Source organism: Streptomyces albicerus (genome assembly GCF_008905045.1).
Classification (GTDB): Bacteria; Actinomycetota; Actinomycetes; order Streptomycetales; family Streptomycetaceae; genus Streptomyces; species Streptomyces albicerus.
This window is the reverse complement of record NZ_VWMY01000001.1, coordinates 24,186-47,277: the sequence shown is the minus strand read 5'-3', so window position 1 is coordinate 47,277 and position 23,092 is coordinate 24,186. Positions and strand designations below refer to the sequence as shown.

General features: G+C 69.8%; 21 protein-coding genes and 3 pseudogenes. 12 read left to right on the top strand and 12 right to left on the bottom strand.

The genetic code is table 11. The features are described 5' to 3' along the window. The first annotated feature begins 458 nt into the window (after window positions 1–458). The 5 genes from GAS53_RS00250 (at window position 459) to GAS53_RS00225 (ending at window position 5,633) form a co-directional block, all read left to right on the top strand. A complete protein-coding gene (locus tag GAS53_RS00250; RefSeq protein WP_151475307.1) occupies window positions 459–1,028 on the top strand; it encodes a TetR/AcrR family transcriptional regulator in 570 nt (189 codons plus the stop codon). A 534-nt stretch (window positions 1,029–1,562) separates the two neighbouring features. Then, window positions 1,563–2,441: an alpha/beta fold hydrolase gene (locus GAS53_RS00245; RefSeq protein WP_151475306.1), complete on the top strand. Its 879-nt coding sequence runs from the start codon at window positions 1,563–1,565 to the stop codon at window positions 2,439–2,441. A 104-nt stretch (window positions 2,442–2,545) separates the two neighbouring features. Further along, window positions 2,546–4,222 (top strand): CocE/NonD family hydrolase, encoded by a 1,677-nt coding sequence (locus GAS53_RS00240; RefSeq protein ID WP_151475305.1) that lies wholly within the window; start codon window positions 2,546–2,548, stop codon window positions 4,220–4,222. Between the two features lie 461 nt (window positions 4,223–4,683). Further along, a complete protein-coding gene (locus tag GAS53_RS00230) occupies window positions 4,684–5,160 on the top strand; it encodes an enoyl-CoA hydratase/isomerase family protein (RefSeq protein ID WP_225858629.1) in 477 nt (158 codons plus the stop codon). 182 nt (window positions 5,161–5,342) lie between these two features. Next, on the top strand, window positions 5,343–5,633 hold the full coding sequence (locus tag GAS53_RS00225) for a hypothetical protein (RefSeq protein ID WP_151475304.1): 291 nt from the start codon (window positions 5,343–5,345) through the stop codon (window positions 5,631–5,633). 579 nt (window positions 5,634–6,212) lie between these two features. On the opposite strand, the pseudogene GAS53_RS58760 reads toward GAS53_RS00225, so the two are convergent. Together GAS53_RS58760 and GAS53_RS00215 are read right to left on the bottom strand one after the other, a co-directional pair. After that, window positions 6,213–6,612, bottom strand: a pseudogene (locus GAS53_RS58760) (ISAzo13 family transposase); the annotation flags it as partial. Between the two features lie 272 nt (window positions 6,613–6,884). Then, window positions 6,885–7,676 carry an IclR family transcriptional regulator gene (locus GAS53_RS00215; RefSeq protein WP_151475302.1) on the bottom strand — a complete coding sequence of 264 codons (792 nt, stop codon included), beginning with the start codon at window positions 7,674–7,676 and terminating at the stop codon, window positions 6,885–6,887. A gap of 118 nt (window positions 7,677–7,794) precedes the next feature. On the opposite strand from GAS53_RS00215, the gene GAS53_RS00210 reads away from it, so the two are divergent. From GAS53_RS00210 to GAS53_RS00185, 6 genes and pseudogenes are all read left to right on the top strand, one after another. After that, entirely contained in the window at window positions 7,795–8,748 is a 954-nt protein-coding gene (locus GAS53_RS00210; RefSeq protein WP_192582880.1) for a 5-dehydro-4-deoxyglucarate dehydratase, read from the top strand. 38 nt (window positions 8,749–8,786) lie between these two features. Then, window positions 8,787–8,930: pseudogene (locus GAS53_RS55915) on the top strand (glucarate dehydratase); the annotation flags it as partial. Between the two features lie 219 nt (window positions 8,931–9,149). Beyond that, complete coding sequence (locus tag GAS53_RS00200) at window positions 9,150–10,169, top strand: tripartite tricarboxylate transporter substrate binding protein (protein WP_151475300.1); 1,020 nt, start codon at window positions 9,150–9,152, stop codon at window positions 10,167–10,169. Window positions 10,170–10,171: 2 nt separating this feature from the next. Continuing rightward, the gene (locus GAS53_RS00195; protein WP_151475299.1) at window positions 10,172–10,609 is read left to right on the top strand and encodes a tripartite tricarboxylate transporter TctB family protein; all 438 of its coding nucleotides are present in this window, start codon (window positions 10,172–10,174) and stop codon (window positions 10,607–10,609) included. 24 nt (window positions 10,610–10,633) lie between these two features. Continuing rightward, complete coding sequence (locus GAS53_RS00190; RefSeq protein ID WP_151475298.1) at window positions 10,634–12,250, top strand: tripartite tricarboxylate transporter permease; 1,617 nt, start codon at window positions 10,634–10,636, stop codon at window positions 12,248–12,250. A 190-nt stretch (window positions 12,251–12,440) separates the two neighbouring features. Further along, window positions 12,441–12,644: pseudogene (locus GAS53_RS00185) on the top strand (IS110 family transposase); the annotation flags it as partial. A gap of 94 nt (window positions 12,645–12,738) precedes the next feature. Here GAS53_RS00185 and GAS53_RS00180 read toward each other — a convergent pair. Next, window positions 12,739–13,566, bottom strand: a complete 828-nt coding sequence (locus GAS53_RS00180; protein WP_151475297.1) for an SDR family NAD(P)-dependent oxidoreductase — start codon at window positions 13,564–13,566, stop codon at window positions 12,739–12,741. Between the two features lie 41 nt (window positions 13,567–13,607). Then, window positions 13,608–14,453, bottom strand: a complete 846-nt coding sequence (locus GAS53_RS00175; protein ID WP_151475296.1) for an LLM class F420-dependent oxidoreductase — start codon at window positions 14,451–14,453, stop codon at window positions 13,608–13,610. Window positions 14,454–14,638: 185 nt separating this feature from the next. Between GAS53_RS00175 and GAS53_RS00170 the strand changes: the two genes are divergently transcribed. Continuing rightward, window positions 14,639–15,577 carry an AraC family transcriptional regulator gene (locus GAS53_RS00170; protein WP_151475295.1) on the top strand — a complete coding sequence of 313 codons (939 nt, stop codon included), beginning with the start codon at window positions 14,639–14,641 and terminating at the stop codon, window positions 15,575–15,577. Here the strand turns inward: GAS53_RS00170 and GAS53_RS00165 are convergent, their stop codons facing one another. From GAS53_RS00165 to GAS53_RS00130, 8 genes are all read right to left on the bottom strand, one after another. Beyond that, entirely contained in the window at window positions 15,578–16,402 is an 825-nt protein-coding gene (locus GAS53_RS00165) for a citryl-CoA lyase (protein ID WP_151475294.1), read from the bottom strand. Next, window positions 16,395–17,573 (bottom strand): CaiB/BaiF CoA transferase family protein, encoded by a 1,179-nt coding sequence (locus GAS53_RS00160; RefSeq protein WP_151475293.1) that lies wholly within the window; start codon window positions 17,571–17,573, stop codon window positions 16,395–16,397. The genes GAS53_RS00165 and GAS53_RS00160 overlap by 8 nt, the downstream gene beginning before the upstream one ends. A 3-nt stretch (window positions 17,574–17,576) precedes the next feature. Further along, window positions 17,577–19,052, bottom strand: coding sequence for an amidohydrolase family protein (locus tag GAS53_RS00155; RefSeq protein WP_151475292.1), 1,476 nt, complete (start codon window positions 19,050–19,052; stop codon window positions 17,577–17,579). Between the two features lie 4 nt (window positions 19,053–19,056). Continuing rightward, a complete protein-coding gene (locus GAS53_RS00150; RefSeq protein WP_151475291.1) occupies window positions 19,057–19,575 on the bottom strand; it encodes a DoxX family protein in 519 nt (172 codons plus the stop codon). After that, entirely contained in the window at window positions 19,572–20,453 is an 882-nt protein-coding gene (locus tag GAS53_RS00145; protein WP_151475290.1) for a dioxygenase family protein, read from the bottom strand. The genes GAS53_RS00150 and GAS53_RS00145 overlap by 4 nt, the downstream gene beginning before the upstream one ends. A 111-nt stretch (window positions 20,454–20,564) precedes the next feature. Further along, on the bottom strand, window positions 20,565–21,524 hold the full coding sequence (locus GAS53_RS00140) for a nuclear transport factor 2 family protein (protein ID WP_151475289.1): 960 nt from the start codon (window positions 21,522–21,524) through the stop codon (window positions 20,565–20,567). A 56-nt stretch (window positions 21,525–21,580) separates the two neighbouring features. Beyond that, complete coding sequence (locus tag GAS53_RS00135) at window positions 21,581–22,300, bottom strand: YceI family protein (protein WP_151475288.1); 720 nt, start codon at window positions 22,298–22,300, stop codon at window positions 21,581–21,583. 91 nt (window positions 22,301–22,391) lie between these two features. Beyond that, a complete protein-coding gene (locus tag GAS53_RS00130; RefSeq protein ID WP_151475287.1) occupies window positions 22,392–23,075 on the bottom strand; it encodes an SDR family NAD(P)-dependent oxidoreductase in 684 nt (227 codons plus the stop codon). Window positions 23,076–23,092 lie beyond the last annotated feature (17 nt).

Here is a 23,092-nt window from a genome sequence, read left to right as displayed (position 1 = left end):
CCTGTTCCTTTCGTCGCCACGGGCACTGTACTTACCCCGAGCTCGAGGGAGATCCGTCGCGCCGGCCGAGGCGACGGCCGCTTCCCGACTGTCCCGGCCTGCGAGGTCCGGCACGGGTAGGTCGGCCATGACCCTTCGCGCGCGTCCTCCCAGAGTTTCGAAGCCGCTGCGGCAGAGAGCCTCTACAACGGCGCCCAGTGGGCGCGGGCCTGGCCAGGGGCTGGGTGAGGATGGCCGTCGGCCTCATCGCGGCCGCACTCTCCGGCTTCGGGGGTGACGGGCGGCCGCCAGGGGCGGCACCGCGTCCCCGCCCGGACGAAGCCTCAGAAGACCGCCGCCCCGGCGTAGCGGAACCGTACTCACATGCCCGCCCGGCCCGTGTGCGGCGCGAGAGCGCCCGGTAAAGCGCCGTAAACCGATCGGTTTTCATCTTGTCCACATCGAGTTAACCTCGCGGTATGACCACCGTAGTGAAGCCAAGTACCAGAGAGCGGCTACTGGAGGCGGCGGCCACGCTCACCTACCGAGACGGTGTCGGCATCGGCGTCGAGGCGCTGTGCAAGGCGGCGGGGGTGTCGAAGCGTTCCCTGTACCAGCTGTTCGAGAGTAAGGACGAACTGCTGGCGGCGAGCCTGGGGGAACGCGCCTCTGCCTTCGCGGCCGGGCTCCTGCCGGCGGCGGACGACGGCCGTTCACCCCGCGAGCGGATCCTGCACGTCTTCGAGCGGGTGGAACTGCAGGCGGCTGCACCCGAGTTCCAAGGCTGTCGGTACCTGGCTGTACAGGTCGAGCTGAAGGACCAGAGCCACCCTGCAAGCCAGGTGGCCCACCGGGTCAAAGAGAATCTGACCGCCTTCTTCCGTGCCGAGGCCGAACGGGGCGGGGCGAGCCATCCCGACCTGCTGGCCCGGCAGCTCAGCCTGGTCTTCGACGGCGCCAGCGCCCGCGCGGGGATCGGAGCCGACAAGCTGACAGGGCTCGTCACGCCCACCGTGACCACCCTGCTCGATGCGGCAGGCATGTACTGACGCATCCCCTTTCGAGCAGGCGCCGTGACCGTGCCCTCCCCGGGCCGATGGCTCCCGCTCCTGATTCTCCGCAATCGAGGGGAGCCCGGTGGCCGTAAGGGTGTTGACGGGCGTGCCGCGCGCCAGGAAGGCCGTCGTCTCGTCGACATCAGCGCCCAACAGCAGGTGCGCGGTTCCCTGGGGCCTCATCCAGTCGGCCCGGACCACTTGGTCGCATCACCCTTGGCCTCGGCGGCTGGCCACGGCGGCGTAGCCCTACACCTGCAGCTGGGCGCTTAGATGTGCCGTAGTAGCCCTTGAGTGCGGAATCGGCGACAGCTGTACGGATGGCGCTCTCGCGTCTTTCCTGTGCGCTGACCCTATTGCTGCGGATGGCAACCTCAGTCTTGCGCGCGGAAACCGATCGGTTTACGATGATGGAAACCGGTCGGTTTCTTCATGAATCCAAGGGCTGGGCCGTGGTCACGCCCCCTTCGGGCGGGACCTATCCGAATCACCCGTCCGCAGCAGTTCACACAAAGGGAAGCCAGCGAGATGCCCAGCCCAGAGTCACGTCCCACGATTCACATTCCGGGGACCACCAGCCACACCATCGCCCCGCGCACAGGACATCGCAGCAACGAGGGAACACTGCGCTACCTCAAGGCGGGCACCGGTGCTCCCGTGGTCCTGCTGCACACTGTGCGCACCCAGGCCGAGCACTTCCGCTCCCTCATCCCGCTGATCGCGGACCAGTACACCGTGTACGCCCTCGACCTGCCGGGGATGGGCTACTCCGAGATCGTGCCCGGTGCGTCGTACGACGAGCCGGCCATGCGCGCGGGCGTCAAGCGGCTCCTGACCGAACTCGACCTCCACGACGTGACCCTGGTCGGGGAGTCCATGGGGGCGGTGCTCGCCCTGACCACCGCGGCCGACCTGCCGGAGCGGGTACGGCGCGTCGTCGCGGTGAACACGTACGACTTCCCCGGCGGGATCGCCCGGTCCAGTCTTCTCGCCCGTGTGGTGGTCGGCGGTGTTCTCACTCCGGGGGTGGGCCCGGTGGTCGCCGGGGTGGAGCCCAAGACCGCCCTCCGCAGGATCCTGCAGGGCGGGCTGGTCGACAAGACCGCGCTGCGGGCGGACTACGTGGACGAGCTCCTGCAGGTGGGCAGTCGCCCCGGCTACCCGAGCGTCGCCCGGGCCGTGTACCAGAGCCTGCCCAGTCTCATCGCCGCCCGCTCGCGCTACCCCGCGGTCAAGGCACCCGTCCACCTCGTCTACGGGGAGAAGGACTGGTCGCGGCCATCGGACCGTCAAGCCGACAAGGAGCTGCTGCCCGCCGCCGATTTCACGCAGGTGCCGGGAGCAGGCCACTTCATCGCCTTGGAACGGCCCGACCTGCTGGCCGACCTGCTGAACGCGGTGGCGTGACCGCCCCCAGAGCGCCGTAGCCACCCCCGTTCGGGTGTAGTGCGGGACGGGGACCAGGTTCGACCATGTGCCTGACAGCTTCGTGGCATGCGAAGGAGCAGCGCGTGGCAGAGATTCAGATCGAGTTCGATGTTCCGGCGGAGATGCGTGACGGCACCGTGCTGCGCGCCGATGTCTACCGGCCCGGGGGTACGGGGCCGTGGCCGGTGCTGCTGAGCCGGCTGCCGTACGGCAAGCAGACGCCCATGATCGGTGTCCTGCTCGATCCGCTGGCGGCGGCCAGGCGTGGCTTCATGGTGGTCGTCCAGGACACGCGTGGCCGGTTCGCTTCGGAGGGGGAGTGGGAGCCGTGGACGTATGAGGAGAGCGACGGGTACGACACCGTGCGGTGGGCCGCTGCTCTGCCCGGCGCCAGCGGCTCGGTCGGCATGATCGGCGCCAGCTATTTCGGCAACACGCAGTGGATGGCGGCGTTGTCGAAGCCGCCGGAGCTGAAGGCGATCGCGCCGATGGTCACGTGGTCCGATCCCGACGACGGGCTGTGGACGCGCGGCGGTGCGATCGAGCTCGGGATCACCGCGCCCTGGACTCTCATGATGGGTGCCGACGCGCTGATGCGCCGGCACAGCACCGACCCCGCCGCGCTCGTGGGCAGTCTCGGCAAGCTCGTGCAGGATCTCGACGGCCTGGCCGACGGCGGCTACGGGGAACTGCCCGCTGGGCGGTTTCCCGCGTTCGTTCGGCACGACTTGCCCGAGCTGGGTTACGAGCGTTCCCGGCGGGAGCCCGAGTGGGCGCGTTCCTGCACGGTCGCGGGCCGGCACGACGAGGTCGACCTGCCCACCTTCCAGGTCGGCGGCTGGTACGACATCTTCGCCCAGGGCACGCTCGACAACTTCACCGCCATGCGCCGGGCCGGCCGGTCCGCCACGCTGGTCATGGGCCCGTGGAGTCACGCCAGCCAGCAGCACGTGGTCGGCGACGTCAACTTCGGGTTCGCCGCGAACTCCGCCTTCATGGGCATGCGCGGACGCCTGCACGACCTGCAACTCGACTGGTACCAGGGCACGATCGGCGACGGCGAGGCTCTGGAGCCGGACACCGGCAAGGTGCTGCTGTTCGTCATGGGCGTCAACCAGTGGCGCGAGGAGACGGAATGGCCCCTGTCGCGGGCCGTGGACACCCACTTCCACCTGCGCGCGGACGGATGCCTGACCCCTGAGCCGCCGTCCACCGCCGAGGAGCCCGACGAGTTCACCTACGACCCCATGAACCCGGTACCCACCACCGGCGGAGCGCTCCTGCTGTCTGACGAGTTCCGTCCCGGGCCACTCGACCAGACGGCCGTGGAGGGACGCGAGGACGTCCTGGCCTTCACCACCGAACCGCTCGCCGAGGACGTCGAGGTGACCGGCCGCGTCCGGGCGGTGCTCTTCGCCGCCACGGACGGACCCTCCACCGACTGGGTGGCACGCCTGTGCGACGTAGACGAGAACGGTGTCTCCCGCAATGTGTCCGACGGCATCGTGCGGGTGCGTGCGGCGACACCGGGCGAGGCGGCCGAACACGTCGTGGACCTGTGGTCGACCAGCATCGTCTTCCGGACGGGGCACCGGATACGGGTCCAGGTCACCTCCAGCAACTTCCCCCGCTGGGACCGCAACCTCAACACCGGCGAACCCGAGGAGAACGCGACCACGGCCCGAGTCGCCCGCCAGCAGGTCTTCCACGACTCCACCCGACCGTCCCGCATCGTCCTGCCCGTGGTGCCTCCAGCCTGACCGGGAGCGATGGGAGAGCCGCCGATCCGTTGCTCCGGTGGCCAAGGGCGCCGAAGTAGCCATGTCGGCTCGGTCGCAGGGCGGCAGGCATCCTGCGCGGAGGCGATGACCTCCCACGGGCGCCTGCCCCTCGGCAAACGCCGCGGTGAAGATTCCTCGGTCAGCAGACCGACCAGGTTCCGCTCGACCGGGCTGCGATGACGCGGCCGGATCCGGAGGCGGCGGCCAGCCGGTCGAGTACGGCACCGAGGGCCTGGGCCAAGGGGGCACGAGTGGCCCGCCTGCTCGATCTGATGCCAGAGTTGGCCACCGAACTCCAGCTGCTGGTCAAGGCCCGCTACGCCGCCCACGATCCACTTCATCGACGCCCTGCCCAAGACCCCCAGCGGCAAGACCCAGCGCTACCTGCTGCGCAACCGCCGGCGCACCGAACTCGCCGCCCCGGAGCAACGTTGACCGGCATGGAACCTCTGCTCGTCGAGCAACGCGGCACCGTCCGGTGGCTGCTGCTCAACCGCCCCGAGCGGCGCAACGCCCTCGACATCACCCTCATCGAAGCCCTGGACAAACAGATCACCAGCGCTGAGGCCAACCCCGGCACCGCGGTCATCGCCGTGGCAGGCCGGGGACCGAGCTTCTGTGCCGGCCGGGACTTCCACCAGTTCCTGGAGCTGCACGAGCGGGGCGACAACCCGGTCGACTTCCTGGCCGACGTGTCGGCCTGCTTCAGCCGCATCGCGGCCAGCCCGAAACCCTGGGTCGCCGTGGTGCATGGTCACGCTGTCGCCGGGGGCCTCGAACTGGCGCTGGCCTGCGATGTCGTCGCCGCCGACACCACCCTCATCGGCGACGGTCACCTCAACCGGCGGCTGGTACCGGCCGGCGGATCAAGCGTCCGGCTTCCCGGTGCGGTCGGACGCGGACTTCGGAGGCGATGATCCTGTGGCCGATGACCATGGTCATGACCCGCCGTCCCGGCCGTCGCCGCAGACGAACCGGCCCGGCACCGGCCCGTGTGCCCATCCCCGCGCGACGAGCCGCTTGAGTTTGCACCGCACGCCCTCGGTCTTCGCCGGAACCACCTCCACCCCCAACAAGGCAGTGATCCCACGGCAGGCCAGTGGCTGGCCGCCAGCAGCACGGCGTTCGGCCAGCCGGTCAGGGCTCGGTCTCCCGGCTCTCGCTCGCCCGGACCGCGGCATTGCTGATCGGCGAGGGCCACGCCGCGGAGGAACCCGAGGTCCGTCTGCCCCTCGACGGGCCGTACGAGGACGGTGTCTTCGTCAGCGGTGACGGCAGCCCCGTGAAACGGCTCCGGTTCCCCGTCGCCGTCGAGGAGAACCCGCTGTTCTGGGAGCGGCCGTTCGAAGCGGTGGGGTCTTCCGCGCCGAGGTGGTCCACCGAAGGCTGACCCCGACCCGGCTCGCCCCGGCCGTCGCGGCGGTTCATGCGAGAGGCCCTGTTCTCGGTCGGGCTTGTGAGTCGTCGGTCAGTGTGGATAGGTCGGCCCAGCCGTGCCACGTCTTGGGCCGCACGGCGTAGACGTGCAGCCGACCTGAACGGGGTCGGCGCCGAAGGAGACCCGGCGCGGCGGGTCGTCGGCGTCCACGAGCATCGGCAGCGCCGGTCCGACCGCGGCGGTACCGCCGATCGCGGCGCTGCCGAATGCGGCGGTGGCCGAGAACGGCCTCGCCGGGACAACCTGCACCAGGCACCACCGTGCAAGGTGCGCTCAACCCCGCGACGGGACCGGCAGGCGTTCGACATTGACATCCTCGTCTTCGTCAACCAGCTCGCCACGGCCTGGGCCGGCAACTCGACCTCGTGGACGCGGCCGCCGACCAGGTCCGCGACCCCTCCCTGGCAGCCCGCCGCGCCGCCGTCGTCGCTGCCGTTCAGCGTCTCTTTCCTGCCACCGCAGGCGACGCCGGCGGCGGGGCTGAGAGCTGATCGATCGACATCGGCATCAGCCTGGCCGCATCCCTCGCCTGCGGTGATAGTCGAGGATCTCGGTGATCAGGACCGTCGTGGCCGCACGCCGGGCTCGCAGCAATGCGGCCGGCACGCGGTGGTGGTACTCGAGTTGACCGATTCCGCGAGCTGATGGGCGCAGGCGGGGACGTCCGGTGTGCCGGGTCAGGTCACGGTTGGCAACCATCTGCCAGTCGTCGGCGATCTGGTCGATCAGGGAGTCCAATTCCCGGCGGGGCACGCCGGTCAGGCCGGATCCGGCAGCCAGGCGGTGGCTCCGGGGCCGGGGCCGGGTGGAGCGTGTGGTTCCAGTCGCCGTGGAAGTTGTCGCGCGCCAGCGGAAGCACTGCGACCTGCAAGGGGGCCGGGTTCTGCCCGGTGAGGTCGCGGCGGGTGTCCGGCTCGGCTAGCACTCGCAGTCGGCCTTGGTCGTGGCGCTGCCGGATCTCCAGCGGGGTGGGGTAGTCCCAGGTCGGGTGCTTCCTCAGCTGCCGGCGGTTGTAGCAGGTCTCGATGACGCCGTTGCCCAATTCGGGGGGATTTTCAATTGATCACCCTCCCGATGGTCATCCAGAGGGGCGATCCTACTGGTCAGGGGCGGTCCGGATGGATCGAAGCGGCCCCTTTTCGAGCTGGGGGTGACGGCGATGTCGATCGGGGCGACTCGTGGCTGTCCCGTCGGGCGAACGCCCTACGGCATCGTGTGGTCGATCGGCGCCATCCGCTCGATCGACAGCCGGGTGAGCCGCATGGCCTCGATGAGTTCCTCGGTCCTCGCGGGGTTGAGCCGGTCGATGGGGATCGAGCAGCTGATCGCGTCGATCGGGGGTGTGGTGAACCGGAGTGAGAATCCGTAGCAGACGACGCCGACGAAGTTCTCCTCGTTGTCGATGGCGTATCCGCGCTCGGCGGTGGCCCGCAGGTCCTTGATCAGAGCGTCGTGGTCGGCGTGGGTGTTCGGTGTGAGGGGCTTCAGCGTGTCGGGAACATGGTTGGTCAGGTCGGTGTCCAGCCGCTCGGCGAGCAGCGCCTTGCCCAGCGCCGTGCTGAAGGCCGGGAGCCGGCGGCCGACCCGGCTGAAGGGGCGGAGGTACTGGCTGGATTCGTGCGTCGCCAGATAGACGATGTCCGTGCGGTCCAGTCGCCCGTAGTGGATGGTCTCGTCGAGCCTGGCGCTCAGATCGTTGATCAGCGGCTGGACGATGCGCAGATAAGGGTCCGCGTCCAGGTAGGTCGTCCCCGCGAGGAGGGCGCGGATGCCGACGCTGTAGAGCGTGCCGGAGGGATCGGTGCGGACCCAACCGTGTTCCGTCAGGGTCCGCAGCAGAGCGTAGACGCTGCTGCGTGGGGCGCCGAGGGCCTCGCTGAGTTCTCGCAGCCGGGCAGGCCGGTTCTGCCGCGCGGCCAGGAGCTCGAGCAACTCGACCGTACGGGCTGCCGACTTCACGCCCCGTACGCCGCTGACCGCCTCAGGCTCACTCATCGCCACCCCTTCCGAACGCACTCGAAGAATTCTTGCACCGATGCTTGACGGTTATCAGCCATGTAGCCATGCTCTCCATCACGAGACAACTGTCTACATACGGAGACAGGTGGCGCGCATGGAGACGACTCGGGATATCGAGCGCGACCGCGAGACGGCGGATCGGCTGCGCAAAGGGATGGCGCAGGGTGTCCTGTCCTTCCCGCTGACATCCTTCAACGCCGAAGGCGGCCTCGACCTCGACGGCTTCCGCACCCACCTGGCCGCGCAGCTCGCCGCCGGCCCGGGTGCCGTCTTCGTCGCCTGCGGAACCGGTGAGTTCTTCTCACTGTCCACCGAGGAGTACCACGCCGTCGTACGCACCGCCGTCGAGGTCGCGGCGGGACAGGTCCCGGTGGTGGCCGGCGTCGGGTACGGCTGGTCGCTCGGGCTGCAGTTCGCCCGGCTCGCGGAGGGGGCCGGCGCGGACGCCGGGCTGCTCATGCCGCACTACCTCATCTCCGCCCCGCAGCGCGGATACGTGGACCATGTCCGCGCGGTGGCGGGCGGCTCGCCCCTTCCCCTGATCGTCTACCAGCGCGGGCAGGTCAAGCTGAGCACCGCCGCGGCCAGGGAACTGGCCACGGTCGACGGCGTCGTCGGCCTCAAGGACGGGCACGGCGACCTCGACCAGATGCAGCGGCTGCGGCTGGTGGCGCCCGGCGACTGGCTGTTCTTCAACGGCGTGGCCACCGCCGAGATGCAGGTACGGGCCTACGCGAGCATCGGCATCCCCGCCTACTCCTCGGCGGTCCACGCCTTCGCACCCGAGATCGCGGGCGCCTTCTACGCGGCGCACCGGGCCGGAGACCACCCAAGAATGGAACACCTGCTGAGGGAGTTCTACCTGCCCCTCGTCGAATTGCGCGACCAGGGCACGGGCTATGCGGTGTCCCTGGTCAAGGCGGCGGCCCGGCTCCGCGGAGCCCCGGTCGGCCCGGTCCGCGCGCCCCTTATGGAACCGGCCCCTGACCACCTGGGGCAGCTCGAGGCCCTCCTGCACACCGGCCTGGCGCTCGCAACGGACAGGTGAGGAAGTGAGGGACCGTCGTGCTCAGCAGCGCGCCTCGCATCGTCAAGGTGACCGTCACCCCCATCCTCATCAGTGACCCGCCGCTGTTCAACTTCCTTGGTGCGCATCAGCCGTACACACCCGGCGGCATCGTCGAGACAGAGACCTCCGACGGCGTCGTCGGCATCGGTGAGACCTACGGCAGCCGCGACCACCCCGACGAGGAGATCGCGGCTGTCCACGCCCTGGTGCCAGCCCGCCTGCACGACCAGCCCGCCTGCACGAACGGTTCAACCGGACGCCGCAGTGCCACGACCGCGACGACGTCGCGGCCATGCGGCGCAAGCACCCCGACTGGACGCACCCACCGCTCCCGCGGTGGTGATCCCGGTCGGCCAGAACCTCATCCATGAAGGAGAACAATGATGTTCCAGGCCCAACTGCGCCGGGGCCGGCACTTCGCCGGCGCGGCTGTCTGCGCCGCTGCGCTTTTCACCCTCACCTCGTGCGGAGGGGTCCAGGGCGGCGGGGGCAGCGGCGAAGACGCCGAGAACTATCCCACCAAGACCGTGGAGTGGACCGCGCCTTCGGACCCGGGCGGCAGCACCGATCTGATATCGCGTGCCGCAGCCAAGGCGTTGGAGGACCCTTTGGGACAGTCCGTGGTGGTGGAGAACAAGCCCGGCGCCAACGGCGCCGTGGGCGGCAAGGAGGTCCTCGGCCGCGAGCCCGACGGCTACAGCCTGGTCATGCTCTTCCAGTCGCTCATGTCGATCGGCCCGCACACCGTCGTCGACGATGACCCTATCGAGATGTCCGACATGGACGTCATCTCCGGGCTGACCGTGGAGGACTACGTCCTCGTCGTCCCGGCGAAGTCGGACATCGAGACCCTCGACGACCTGCTCGCGAAGAAGTCGGTCAAGTACGGCACCACAGGCGCCGGCACCGGCAGCGAGCTGGCCCAGGCCCTCCTCTTCGGCGACGCCGGCGTCAAAGCCGGCGGCATCCCGTTCGACGGCGGCGCGCCCACTGTGACCGCGCTGCTGGGCAGCCAGGTGGACGTCGGCGCCGTCCACGTGGCCGAGGCCGCTCCCCATCTCAAGTCCGAAAAGCTGCGTCCACTGGCGGTTTTCGCCAAGGAGCGCATCGACTTCCTGCCCGACGTGCCCACCGCTGTCGAGTCCGGCCACGACGTCGTCGTGGACCAGCGCCGCTGGGTCGCCGGCCCGGCAGGACTGCCGGACAACGTCGTCCCCGAGCTGCGAGCGGCGCTGAAGAAGGCCTTCAAGGACCCGGAGTACGGCAAGTTCCTGGAGAACAACTACATCGGCCGCTGGGAGGCCTCGCCGGACGCCGTCGTCAAGCAGGTCGAGACCGCCAAGGTGCGCTACGGCGAGCTCATCGACAAGTTCGATCTGGACCTGAAGACCGAGGGCTGACCATGAGGACCCAGGCACGACTGGGGGCGCTGGTGCCGCTCGGCATCGGCGCCCTCGCCGCCCTGGCGGCCGTATCGATGGGACTGGGATCGCCCGCCGACCCCGGCCCCGGGCTGTGGCCCCTGATCGTGAGCCTCACCATGGTGACACTGTCCGCCTCGCTGCTCCTCAATCCCGGCACGGACACCGAGCAGGAACCGTTCAGCAGACAAACCACCGTGGTGGTCCTGGGCGCCCTGTCGCTGGTCGCGTACACCCTGCTCATCGAACGGGTGGGCTTCGAGGTCATGACTGTGCTCCTGCTGGTGCTGTGGATGCGCGGCTTCGGCCGGGACAGCTGGCGGCTCAGCCTGGCCGTGGCACTGGCCGCGTGTGCAGCGTCCTATCTGCTCTTCATCGTCGCGCTGGGCGTCTCGCTGCCTCATCTCGTCGCGTTCTGATCCCTCGACACCTGTGAGAACCCGATGGACTTCCTCGCTCCCGCACTGGACGGCTTCGGCGTGGTCTTCGAGCCGCAGAACCTGCTGTACTGCCTGATCGGGGTGACCCTCGGCATGCTGGTCGGCGTGCTGCCCGGCCTCGGCCCGGCCGCCACCATCGCCATCCTGCTCCCGGTCACGTACACCCTCGAACCGGCCTCGGCGATCATCCTGCTCGCCGGCATCTTCTACGGCGCCCAGTACGGCGGCACGGTCACCTCGGTGCTGCTCCGCCTGCCCGGAGAGGCCTCGACGGTGGTGACCGCCATCGACGGCTACGAGATGGCCCGCACGGGCCGGGCCGGATCCGCGCTCGGCATCGCCGCGATCGGCTCCTTCATCGGCGGCACCGTAGGCATCGTCGCACTGACCGTGGCGGCCCCGTTGGTGGCGGGCTGGGCTCTGGCCTTCGGCCCGCCGGAGTACGCCGCGCTCGCGCTGCTCGGCATCCTGATGATCTCCACCCTGAGCACCGGATCCCTGCGCCGCAGCCTCCTTGCGGGCAGCATCGGGCTGCTGCTCGCCACCGTGGGCCGCGACCCGCTCTTGGGCAGCGCTCGCTACACCTTCGGCAGCGACCAACTTGCCGACGGGCTCGACTTCGTCATCCTCGCCATGGGCCTGTTCGGCATCGGCGAGATCCTGCACAGCCTCGAACGCCTCCGCCAGGGCGCCCCGCCGAAGCCCCGCGTCGGCCGGGCCCGGCCCAGCCGGGCGGAGTTCCTTCAGTCCAGGTGGGCGATCGCCCGGGGGACAGTGGTGGGCTTCTTCCTCGGCATCCTTCCCGGCGGCGGCGCCACGATGTCCTCGATGGTCGCGTACACGGTCGAGAAGCGCTCCTCCAGGACGCCCGAGCGGTTCGGCAAGGGCGCGATCGAGGGGGTCGCGGGCCCGGAAGCGGCCAACAACACCGCCGCCACCTCCTCGTTCATCCCACTGCTCACCCTCGGCATCCCGGCCAACGCGACCATGGCCGTCATGTTCGGCGCCCTGCTGCTGGCGGGCGTGACCCCGGGCCCGCAGATGATCGACGAACATCCCGAGGTGTTCTGGGGCGTCATCGACTCCATGTACATCGGGAACCTGTTCCTGATCATCCTCAGCATGCCGCTGATCGGGCTGTTCGTCCGCGTGCTGCGCGTCCGGGCCAGCGTCCTGGCGCCGCTCACCGTGCTCATCACCATGATCGGCGTCTACACGATCCGCTCCAGCATGTTCGACATGCTCGCCGTGGTCGTGCTCGGCGTCGTCGGCTACCTGATGAAGAAGGTCGGATTGCCACCCGGCCCGCTCGTCCTCGCCTTCGTGCTCGGCAACCTGCTGGAGACAGACTTCCGGCGCTCGATGCGGATGTTCGACGGCGACGTGACCGGCTTCCTGGGCCGCCCCATCTCCGCCACGCTGCTCGCCTTCGTCGTCGTCTTCACGGTCGCCGTACCCCTCCTCAGCCTCCGCAAGAAGCTCCGGCAGCCCGGACCTCCCGACACCCCCGCGACCGTCCCCCACCCCGACACCACGACCACCCCGGAGCGAACCCCGGACCACCCCCGCACGGCGGCCGAACCCGGCGGCCACAACGAGGAGCCACAGCATCCGGGCTGAGCCCTGGACCGGGCCAGGCTGCTGTAGGGCACCGGGTGACCGTGGGCAGCGAGCCGCTGGCACGCGACTACGAACACCAGCCCCGCACCTCCGAGTCGCGGGTGTACTGGGCGATGGGAGGCTCTTCGTCATGTGGATGCCGGCAGCTGGTGCCGCAGGTGAGGCCGGGACGCACGACCGGAGTACCCACGTGATCGACACCAGTGACATCGGCGTCTTCCCCGGCCTGGACGTCGGCAAGCGCGAACACCACGCCACCGCCGTCACCCCGGCGGGGAAGAACGCGTTCGACAAGCGGCTGCCCAACAGCGAACCCCAGCTGCGGGAACTCTTCGAGAAGCTGCAGGCCGAGCACGGCACCGTGCTCGTGATCAACTCCCGACCAGCACAACTACGACCTCACGACCTGAACGGCGATCTTCCCTCAGGGGGAGCTACATCCGATTCCTTTGGTGTGCGGGAAGGATGGCCGGAAAGGTCCGGCTCGGTCACGCGGCCTGTCCGCCCTGCGCCCGGATCGACAGGTCGCCCCAGTCGGCCCAGGTCTTGAGCCGGTCGGCGTAGACCTGCGGGAGCATTTGGTTGCCCTGGGTGCCGAAGAAGACGCGCAGCGGCGGGTTGTCGGAGTCGACGATCTCCAGCAGCGCCTCGCTTGCGGCGGTGGGGTCGCCGAAGTCGAGGCTCTGGACGAACGCGTCGAGTTGTTCGCGAACGCCGTCGTAGGCGGGGTTGGCGGAGACGTGAACGGCGGAAGGACCGCCCCAGTCAGTGGCATAGGCGCCCGGCTCGACCAGTGTCACTTTGATGCCGAGGCCGGAGACCTCCTGGGCGAGCGATTCGGTCAGGCCCTCCAGGGCCCACTTGGAGGCGTGGTAGCCGCCGAGCAGCGGCCAGGCCGCCACACCGCCGGTGGAGGAGATCTGTACGACGTGGCCGGAGCCCTGCTCGCGCAGGTGGGGCAGCGCCGCCTGGGTGACCCACAGTGCGCCGAAGAGGTTGGTTTCCAGTTGGTCGCGCAGTTGCCGTTCGGGCAGTTCCTCGACGGCGCCGAACAGGCCGTAGCCCGCGTTGTTGACGATCACGTCGAGGCGGCCGAAGTGATCGTGGGCCCGCTCGACACTCGCGAAGACCGCGGCCTTGTCGGTCACGTCCAGCTTCAGGGGCAGGATTGCCTCCCCGTGGGCCGTGACGAGGTCGGTCAGCGTGGTGGTGTCGCGTGCGGTGGCGGCCACTTTGTCGCCGCGGGACAGGGCGGCTTCGACGAAGCGGCGGCCGAAGCCGCGGGAGGCGCCGGTGACGAACCAGACCTTGCTCATGGGGTATTTCCTCTTCGGTTTCAGTGTCTCGTGGTGTTCGGTCAGTTGGAGAACGCGGCGGTCAGCGGAGCCACCTGGTCCAGGAAGCGGTGTACGGCCTCGGCGTCGGCCGGGGGCGCGTACAGCACCGCCCGGTTCACGCCGATGTCCCGCAGCTCCGCCAGGTGCGCGGGCTCCGGCTCGGCCCCGAAGACGGTCACCGGCACGTCGTCGGCGCGTCCGGCCGCACGTCCCGCGGCACGCAACTTCGCGACGCGCTCGGCCAGTTCGGCCACGGGCATGCCGGCGTGCGGCATCCACTCGTCGCCGAAGTCGAGCACCCGGCTCGCCACGAGGGGCCCGGAACCGCCCACCAGAACCGGCGGGCCGGACGGCCGGTGGGGCTTGGGCCAGGACCACAGGGGTCCGAAGCGCACGTGCTCGCCGTGGAACTCGGCGACGTCGTCCTCCCAGATCCGGCGCATCGCCTTCACCCGCTCGGCCATGACACTCCAGCGGCGCCCCGGATCGGTGCCGTGGTGGGCGATCTCCTCGCTGATCCATCCGGCGCCCACCCCGAACAGCACACGTCCGCCCGACAGGGCGTCCAGGCTGGCCACCGCTTTGGCGGTGACGATCGGGTCGCGCTGGGGCACCAGACAGATGCCGGTGCCCACCCGCAGGGACCGGGTGGCGGCCGCGGCATAGGTGAGAGCGACGAACAGATCGTGGGTGTGGGAGAAGTGCGCGGGCAGCTCCCCCACCTCGGCGCGCGTGCGCTCGGTGGCGGGCATGTGGGTGTGCTCGGGAAGGAACAGCGACTCGAAGCCGCGGTCCTCGACCGCACGCGCCAGTTCGTCGGGGCGGACGGCGAAGTCCGCGGGGAACATGGCAATGCCTAGTTTCATGTCTTCCGTCCTCGTAGCAGGCGGCGCGCGCTCTTCCGGTGGTCGCGCAGGGCCGTCCTGCGCCCTCGTTCGTCGGCAACCCTAGGCATCGGCACCGAGAGCATCCATGACGGAGGCGCTCAGTAATTTGCCTCAGAGTCTCACTCGCCGATCCTCCGCATCATTCCGGCGTTAGGGTGTGGGGCATGGACGTGCTCGCCGACGTACTCGCCGCCACCGGCTTCAGGGGCGTACTGCTCGCCCAGCTGCGGTCGTCCGGATCCGGCTGGGGCTGTGCCGTGGACCGGCTGGGCACCGCGGGGTTCCATCTCATCGCCGAGGGCGTCTGCTGGCTGCGGACCGCCGAGGCGCCACCGGTGCAGCTGGTGTCCGGGGACGTGGTGCTGTTGCCGCGCGGCACGCCGCACCGGCTGCTCGGGGCCCCCGACGAAGAGGCCCTCCCGTACGCGGAGTTGGAGGCCGCTCACCCGCCGGGCGGGGGGGGCGTGGTCGACCTCGGCGGGGCCGGGCCCGTCGTGCGGGTGGTGTGCGGCAAGTTCCACTACGCCGGCAATACCGACGGGCATCCGGTGCTGTCGGCGCTGCCGGAGGTCGTCCATGTGCCCGGCATGAGCGCCGACCCCCAGTTGCAGGATGTCGTCCGGATCCTCGCCACCGAGACGGCGGGCGGGCAGCCCGGCTCCCGGGCAGTGGCCACCCGGCTGACCGAGGTGCTCTTCGTGCTCGCGATCCGCGCCTGGATCGAACGGGCCGACACCGCCACCGAGACGGGACCGTCCTGGCTGACCGCCCTGCGCGACCCGCGCATCGGAACCGCCCTGTCACTGATGCACGAAGAGCCGCACCGCGACTGGACGGTGGAGAGCCTGGCCCGCACCGTCACGATGTCCCGCCCGGCCTTCGCTCGCCAGTTCAAGGAGGTGGTGGGCCTCACCCCGCTGGCCTATCTCTCTCGCGTGCGGATCGACCTGGCCGCCCGCCTGCTGCGCGACACCGACAATCCGGTCGGCGACATCGCGCAAGCCGTCGGATACCGCTCCGAGTTCGCCTTCTCGCGGGCGTTCTCCCGGGAACAGGGCATCGCGCCCGGCCGCTACCGTCGTACGGCATCAGTCCCTTCCTGATCAGCCGCTTGCTGAGGCTTCGCCTCCGTCGGCAGGGTGCGGCGGCACGGCGCGGTTGTTGAGGTCCACCGAGAGGAAGATGTCGTTCGCGACGGGGGTTCGGATCTCCTCCGCGAGCTGGCCGATGAGTCCGGCCGTGCGGGCGAGCAGGGCGAAGGCACGCAGCAGCTCCAGCGGCAGGCCGAGATCGGCGAGCGCGGCGCCGCAGACGCCGGCGCCGTTGAGTGGCAGCGTTCTGCCCAGAACGTGGGGGTGGACCCGGCCGATGGCGGCGAACAGCGCCAGGTGTGGGCCGAACAGTCCTTCCTCGGTGGCGAGTTGGAACAGTCTCGGGGTGCGCGGGTCCCCCTGTTTGTGGACGTGGTGCCCGAGGCCGGGGATCATCCTCCCGGCCTCTCGGCAGGATCGTACGGTGGCGAGGGCGAGGTCGTCCCAGCCTGCCTCGTCGGTGGGGTGCCCGTCCGCCTGTGTCGACAGGGCGTCGTGCAGGAACCGGCCGCAGTCCTCAGTCACGCCGAGGAAGCGGGAGCCGCCGCCGAGGAGCCCGGCGGCGAGGGCGCCCTGGACGGAGTCGGGGGCCGACAGGTACGTCAGCCGGGTCGTGATCGCGGTCGGGGTGAACCCGTGGTCGGCCAGGGCGGCGAGTACGGCCTCGAACACCCGTGTCTCCCCGCGGGTCGGGCGGCGCTGGGTGGCCAGCCAGAACGCCAGCTCGCCGAATCCCACCTCGCCCATCACCTCGGTCGCGAGGTCCTGCCCGAGCAGGGTGATGCTGTCCAGGGAGGACGCACCGAGCGCGGTCGGATATTCGGGCTTGTCAGGCATCGTCGCCCTCCGGACGGTCTTCCAGCCACTTGCGCAGTTCGGCCCCGTGCTCGTCCAGCTCGGGCGGCGGGAGCCGGTAGGCGGCGGGCGTCTCGGAGAAGCGGATCGGGTGCCGGGTGGTGGGCACCGCCCGCTCTCCTTCCCCGACCTCGACGACCGGGTCGAGCCCGAAGCGTTCCGCCATCGCGAACCCGCCTTCGATGGTGTTGATCGGTCCGCACGGGACCCCGGCGTCGACGAGCAGATCGAACCACTCCAGGGCGGACCTCGTCCTCAGCCGTTCGAGCAGGAGCGGCCGGAGTTCCTCCCGCCGCTCGGTACGGTCGGCGTTGTGCCGGAAGCGGGGATCGTCGGCGGTCCCGGGGATCCCGAGCACCTCGCACAGTTTGCGGAACTGCCCGTCGTTGGCCGCGGTGACGATCAGGTCCTGGTCGGCCGTCGGCAGCGGTTCGTAGGGGAAGACGCTGGGGTGCGCGTTGCCCATCCGATGGGGCACGGTGCCGCCGGCCACGTAGGAGGAACTGTGGTTGACCAGCCCGGTCAGTGCCGACGAGAGCAGGTTCACCTCGACGAGCTGGCCCCGGCCGGTGGCGTCGCGGTGCCGCAGCGCGGCGAGGATGCCGATGGCGGCGTGGTTGCCCGCCATCACGTCGAAGACCGAGATCCCCGCCCGGTACGGCGGCCCGTCCGGATCACCGGTCAGGCTCATCAGTCCGGAGATCGCTTGCACCATCAGGTCGTAGCCGGGTACGTTCCGGCCGGGTCCGGCTCCGAAACCGCTGATCGACGCGTACACCACGCCCGGATTCCCGGCGCTCACCGAGGCGTGGTCGAGGCCGTACCGGGCAAGTCCGCCCGGCTTGAAGTTCTCGATCACCACGTCCGCGCGCCGGGCGAGTTCTCCGGCCAGCCGTGCGTCCGCCTCGTCACGGAAGTCGAGCGCGATCGACCGCTTCCCGCGGTTGATCCCCAGGTAGTAGGTCGACACACCGTCGCGCACCGGCGGCGTCCACGTGCGGGTGTCGTCCCCCTGGGGGCCCTCGACCTTCACCACGTCGGCCCCGAGATCGGCGAGCAGCATCGTCGCGTACGGACCGGCGAGGATGCGGGAGAAGTCCGCCACCAGTAGCCCGTCGAGCGGTCCGCGTGTGCCGCCTGAACCGCTGCTCATGGGCTACGCCCCCTCGTTCTGCACGGCGACGCCCTCGCCGCGGTACTCGCTGTAGGTGTAGGGGTTCGAGATCAGCTCGTTCGTCGGGATCTCCGGCTCCACGGCCTCCCGCCACGCGTCCTCGCCCATGGTGGTCCGCGCGTACTCCACGGTCGCGGCGACGGCGGTGCGGGCGCGCTCCAGGTCCACGCCGATCAGTTCGTGCGCGTACTTCACCACGGTTCCGTTGACCAGCACGGTGTGCACGTCGGCGCGGGTGGCCTGGTAGACCACGTGCCCGTAGGGGTGCAGGATCGGGTACATCGCGGGGGACCGGTCGTTCTTGAGCAGGACGAGGTCGGCCTTCTTGCCCGGGGTCAGCGAGCCGATGGTGTCGCTGAGGCCGAGCACTCCGGCGCCGCCGATCGTGGCCCACTCCACGACGTCCCGGGCCCGCAGGCTGTGGTGCACCACCGTCTCCCCGGCAGCGTGGGCCGCCATGTGCTCGCGCGTCCGGTCGGCAGACAGCGTGGCGCGCATCGCCGAGAACAGATCGGCGCTGAACCACACGCTGGTGTCCATCGACAGCGACACGGGGATGCCGTGGCGCCGCAAGCGCCAGGTGGGCGGGTATCCCTGGCCCGCGTTGTGCTCGCTCTCCGCCGACACCGAGACCGTGCCGCCCGAGGCGGCGATCCGGTGGTACGAGTCCTCGCTGAGCGTCGCCGAGTGCACATAGGTGACGTCGGGCGTCATGAACCCGTGGTCCCACATCAGACGTATGCCGTTGTCGTTCGTCGCGCCCCAGACGCCCGCGTGGGTGGTGACGGGCAGCCCGAGTTCGCGCGCCGCCTCGAACGCCGCCTTTTCGGGGAACGCGTCGTCACCGGTCACGTCGAAGGCGAGTTGAAGGCCGAGCATGTCGTCGCGCGAGGCGAAGTTGCGGTCGATGAAGGACCGGAACTCCGGTGAGTTGGTCCACTCCCAGGGCGCACCCAGCAGGTTGCCGTAGGCCAGTACGAAGCGGCCCGGTACCGCGCGCAGGGATTCGACGGCCGCGTCTCCGTGCTCGGGGGTCTGCAATCCGTGCGACCAGTCCACCGTGGTGGTCACACCGGCGTCGAGCGCCTCGATACCGGAGAGCAGGTTGCCGGCGTGGATGTCCTCGGGGCGGAAGATCTTGCCCCAGTTGAGGTAGTAGAAGACGAAGTACTGCGACAGGGTCCAGTCCGCTCCGAGGCCGCGCAGGGCCGTCTGCCACATGTGGCGGTGCGTGTCGACCATGCCGGGCATGAGGATGCCGCCGGAGCAGTCCACCACCACCGCGTCGTCCGGAGCTTGGAGGTCCCGCCCGACCTGCTCGATCCGCTCGCCGCGGACCAGTACGTCGCCGCGGTCGAGCAGGCCGATCGCCGGGTCCATGGACAGGACGGTCGCGTCGCGGAACAGGATGGGGCGTCCGGGGGTGAAGTCTTCTCGGTGCGGTTCTTCGATCGCCATGTGGTCACCTCGTTGTGGAGTGGGTGGTTCGGGCGCGCAGGACCCGGGAGCGAGCGGTCAGCGGCACGGCCGCGGTGGCCAGGCCGAGGGCCAGCGCCGCGAACCCCCATGCGTAGCCGCCCAGTTGGTCCAGTCCGAGCGCGTGGTCGAGGGACCAGGTCCCGGGGCCGGTGAAGGCGAGGACGACGGCTACCGCGCCGTACCAGAAGGGCACTTCGCAGCCGCCCTGCTGGGCCCAGAAGCCGTTCGGTGCGGTCGCCACCGCGGCGACCGCCATCGTTCCGACGACCACCGCGCAGCCGCCGGGCGTCAGCAGGCCGGCCGCGACAGAGGCCGCCCCGGCGAGTTCGGCCGCACCGGCGACGAGCACCATCCGCCGGGCGGGAACGAAGCCCCACCGGTCGAAGACGGCGGCGGTCCCGGTGCGCCCGGCCCCGCCGAACCAGCCGAACAGCTTCTGGGTGCCGTGGCCGAGCAGCAGCGCGGCGAGCAGCAGTCGCAGCAGGAGCAGGCCCAGGTTCATGGCTGCGGCTCGTCCGCGGGCCGGGGCTGGAGCACGAAGTCGAACTCGGCTCGCAGATAGGGCTCGTCGACCGTGCCCCCGCCGGGGGAGGCACCGGCGGGCTCCTCCGTGAAGCGCACGATCAGCTCGTCCTTCGTGCCGAACACGACGTCGGTGTCGAGGAATTCGGAGCCCTGCCGGAACAGGTGGGTGATGAGCTTCTCGTAGCCGGGATGCTCGATCAGGAAGTGGATGTGGGCGGGACGGAAGTAGCTGATGTCGGTCCCGCTGACCAGGTCACCGACCGGGCCGTCCATCGGGATCGCGTAGCCGCGTGGGGCGATGGTGCGCACGCAGTACGAGCCGTCCGCCCGCGTCCGGTACTTCGCGCGCAGCCGCGCCTCGTCGATCTCCGGGAGCTGCGCCTCGTACGTACCGTCGGCGTCGGCCTGCCAGACGTCCAGGACGACGTCCGGGAGCGGTGTGCCGTCGAGGCCCAGCACGCGGCCGGTGACGAACAGCGGGGTGCCCGCGATGCCGTCGGACAGGTCGGCGCCGAACGCCGCCGTGGGCGAACCGTCGATGTGGAAGGGGCCGAGCACCGTCGCCGGCGTAGCGCCTGCCGAGAAGCGGTGGTTGAGCTGGACGACGAGCGTGCTCAGGCCGAGAACGTCGGAGGCGAGGATGAACTCCTGGCGTTTGTCGTCGCTGATCCGGCCGGTGGCCGAGAGCCACTCGACGGCCGCCGCCCACTCCTCCTCGGTGAGTCCCACCTCGCGGGCGTACGCGTGGAGGTGCCGCACCAGCGCTGTCATCAACTCGGCGAGCCGGGGCGAGTGAGCGGTGCCCCACCGTTTCACCGCGAGGTCGGTGAGATTGTCGTCCGTCACGAAGGCCATGGAATCCTCCTTGATTCATTCCGGCCCGACCGCTGTACGGACAATCGTCCGTACAGCGGTCACCCTGGTGCATGGTTGATGCCTAAATCAAGCCCTCGTGGCGGGATTGGCTCAGAACATGGTGTTGTCGTTGGCGGAGGTCGCCGGCACGTCCTGCAGGACGTCCCAGTGCTCGACGATCTTCAGCTGTCCGTTCTTCTGCTTCTTGACGCGGAAGATGTCCACGACGGACTGGCCGCGGTCTTCGGGCGTGAGGCGGTAGTGAGCGTGGATGGCCACCATGTCGCCCTCGGCGATGACCCGCTTGCGCTCGACGATCAGCCCCGGGAACTGCTGGAAGAACTGGGTGAACTGCTCGCGCAGACCGGCCGAGCCGCTGGGGATGGTGGGGTTGTGCTGGTGGTACTCCGGAGCCAGGTACCGGACCGCGTCCGGGTTCTTGTCGACCAGGAGCGTGTCGAAGTAGCCGGTCGCCACCTTCTCGCTGAGGGCCGTCTGCCAATGCGGGCCGGGCTGGTTCGTCCGCGGCTGGCTGACCGTGCCGAACATGTCGTTGCCGTTGACGGTGGTCGCCGGCACGTCCTGCAGGATGTCCCAGTGCTCGGCGATCATGCGGCTCTTCGGGTCGAAGCGGAACATGTCGACCAGGGCCACGCCGCGGGTGCCGGGCTCGTTGACCACGTTGCCGTGGACGATGACCATGTCGCCCTGGGCGAGGACCCGCTTGACTTTGTACTTCAGGTCCGGGTACCGCGCGGTCTCGAAGCGCACGAAGTCCTTGAGTGCCTCGGTGCCGTTGGCCGCATTGGGGTTGTGCTGGATGTAGTCGGGGCGGATGTAGCGGTCGGCGGCCGACAGGTCGCCGTGCTCGAAGAGCCGCTTGAGCACGTGGACGGCGACGCGCTTGTTGCGCTCCTGCGTTTGAGGGCTTGTCTGCCACGCGCCCGCAGAGGCCTCGCCGTGTGACGGGGCGGAGGCGGTGGCGACGGGGGCGAAGCCGGCCATGGCTCCGACGGTCGCCGCGGCCACCAGGGTGGCGACGGCCTTACGGGACAGGAAAGTGCTGCGCATGACGGTGTTCTCCAATGCTGTGCGGGGAAGAGGGCGGTGCGGGTTGGCGGGTCGGATCACGCGGAGGTGAAGGCGAGGAGGAACTCGACGGCCCCCTCGTCCTCGACGGTGATCCCGCCGAAGTTCGGTGCGTCGATGCCGTAGTCGGCGAAGGTGACGGGGATCGAGCCGTTCACGCGGAAGCCGTCGGCGGTGCGCTGGGCGTTGAGGTCGAACGTGGCGGAATTGGTCTGGCCGTGGATGGTCAGATCCCCCGTGGCCTCGCCGGTGACCTGTTCGTTCACGTCTGGCACCGAGCCGAAGTCCACGGGCTCGGTGAGCTCGAAGACGGCATTGGGGTACCGCTCGGTGTTCATGATCCGGCCGCGGAACTGGCCGTCGCGTCGGTCGGAGTCGCTCCGCACCGAGGCCAGGTCGACGGTGAAGCTCCCGCTGACAGCCCGGGTGCCCTCGATCTCCAGCTCTCCGGTGACCTCTTCGGTACGGCCCACGGCCGTGACGTTCTGGCCGAAGAGCACCTCGTCGACGCGGTAGCCGGCCTGCGAGCCGCTGCCGACCCGCCAGCTGCCCTCGACGCCCTCCCGCGCCTGCTCGCCGGAGCCGGAGTCGGATGTGCTCTCCGGTGCGGCCGGTGGACTGTCGAGTGACAGCGCGGCTGGTGGGTCGTCCTGGATGTAGTTGATGTAGACGTACGGGCCTCCGACGCCCACGAGGGCGGCGGCGGCAACGCCGACGATCAGCCAGCGCTTCCAGCGTCCGGGTGTGGTGCGTGCCATTGGTTCCTCCGAGAGGCAGATGGTCGGGTAGTGGATCTTGAAAGTTAAAGTACTTGGCTAGAAAGGACCCTGGGCCATGTATGCCATGGGGTCAGCCGTGGGCTGCGAGGGAGACGTGCTCCCACTCGGCCCAGGTAGCCAGCTTGCGCGCGTAGTGGTCCTTGGCCAGCTGGATCGGCGGCCTGCCGAAGAACACCCGCAGCGGCGGGTTCTCGGTATCCACGATCGTCAGCAGGGCGGGACCGACGGCCTTCGGATCGCCCATGTCGGACAGGTCCAGGCCCTCGGCCAGGGCCTCGGACAGTCCCTCCACCGCCCACTTGGAGGCGGCGTAGACACCGAGGCTGGGGAAGGAGAGCACGCCGCCGACGGAGGAGACCTGAACGATGTGGCCGCCGCCCTGGATTCGCAGCAGCGGCAGCGCGGCCTGGGTGACCCAGAGCACGCCGAAGAAGTTCGTTTCCATCTGGTCGCGCGCCTCGGCCTCGGTCAGCTCCTCGATCATGCCGAAGTGGCCGTAGCCGGCGTTGTTGACGACGACGTCCAGGCGGCCGAAGTGCGCGTGGGCCTTGTGGACCGCGTCGAACGCGGCGGTCTTGTCGGTGACGTCCAGGGGCAGTGCGAGCAACTGCTCGCCGTAGGCGATCGCGAGGTCCGTCAGGGACTCCGTGTTCCGCGCGGTCGCGGCGACCGAGTCTCCGCGATCCAGCGCGGCCTCGACGAACGCGCGGCCGAAGCCGCGGGACGAGCCGGTGACGAACCAGGTCTTGGACACGAGAACCTTCCAGTGGG